1 protein-coding gene is annotated in these 1432 nt (G+C 66.0%); it reads right to left on the bottom strand.

Features of this window, described 5'->3' with window-relative positions:
• Positions 1–1432: Ig-like domain-containing protein (locus A9513_RS07835; RefSeq protein ID WP_255302829.1), on the bottom strand; the 1432-nt coding region annotated here is incomplete at both ends.

Below are 1432 nucleotides of genomic sequence, written 5' to 3'. Positions count from 1 at the left end.
GAAGTGATCGACCAGGAACCATCCTCACCGACAACCACGGAGCCCGTGCTGCCATCCGGATAAGTGACAGTCACGGTGCTGCCCGGCTCGGCCGAACCGCCAAGGGTGATGCTGCCGTCGTCGTTGGTGACGATGGGATCGAGGACCGGCGCTTGCGGCGCGGTGCTGTCGATATAGCTGAAGGTGGTCGAATCGCCGGTATTGCCAGCCGAGTCAGTCGCAGTCGCACTGACATCGCCGCTGGTCTGCGGGACATGGGTGGTGATCTCGTAGCTGCCATCGCTGCCAGCAGTGGCGCTGCCGGTGGAGCCGTCCGGGAAGGTGACGGTCACGGTCGTGCCCGGCTCGGCACTGCCGCTCACGGTCAGGCCGCCATCGGCATTGGCCGTGACGTTGACACTCGGCGCCTCCGGGGCGGTGGTGTCGCTGTAGTTCTCGGTCACCGAGGCGCCGGTGTTGCCGGCTTCGTCGGTGGCGTTGACGCTGAYCTCACCGGTGGGTTGGTTCTCCGGCGAGGTGATCGACCAGGAACCATCCTCCCCCGCTACCACGGAGCCGGTGTTGCCGTCCGGATAGGTGACAGTCACGGTGCTGCCCGGCTCTGCCGAACCGCCAAGGGTGATGCTGCCGTCGTCGTTGGTGACGATRGGRTCGAGWACCGGCGCTTGCGGCGCGGTGCTGTCGGTGTAGCTCTGGGTGGTGGCGTCACCGGTGTTGCCAGCGGCGTCTGTCGCCGYTGCMGYTACCTCACCGCTGGTCTGCGGGACATGGGTGGTRATCTCGTAGCTGCCATCGCTACCCGCAGTCGCCGTGGAACTGGAGCCATCCGGGAAGGTGACGGTAACGGTCGTGCCCGGCTCGGCACTGCCGCTCACGGTCAGACCGCCATCGGTATTGGCCACGACATTCACACTCGGGGCATCCGGCGCCGTGGTATCGGCGTAGCTCTCGGTCACCGAAGCACCGGTATTACCGGCTTCATCCGTGGCATTGACGCTGACTTCCCCGGTGGGCTGGTTTTCCGGCGAAGTGATCGACCAGGAACCATCCTCACCGACAACCACGGAGCCCGTGCTGCCATCCGGATAAGTGACAGTCACGGTGCTGCCTGGCTCGGCGCTGCCGCCCACGGTGATGCTGCCGTCGTCGTTGGTGACGATGGGGTCGAGAATCGGCGCTTGCGGCGCGGTGCTGTCGGTGTAGCTCTGGGTGGTGGCGTCACCGGTGTTGCCAGCCGCGTCGGTCGCGTTAGCGCTGACGTCACCGCTGGTCTGCGGAACCGTGGTGGTGACCCTGTAGCTGCCATCGCTGCCAGAAGTGGCGCTGCCGGTCGAGCCATCCGGGAAGGTGACGGTAACGGTCGTGCCCGGCTCAGCACTGCCGTTCACGGTCAGACCGCCATCGGCATTGGCTACGACATTCACGCTCGGTG

Source organism: Pseudomonas sp. AU12215 (assembly GCF_001675465.2).
GTDB lineage: Bacteria > Pseudomonadota > Gammaproteobacteria > Pseudomonadales > Pseudomonadaceae > Pseudomonas > Pseudomonas nitroreducens.
This window is presented reverse-complemented; position numbering and strand designations above follow the sequence as displayed.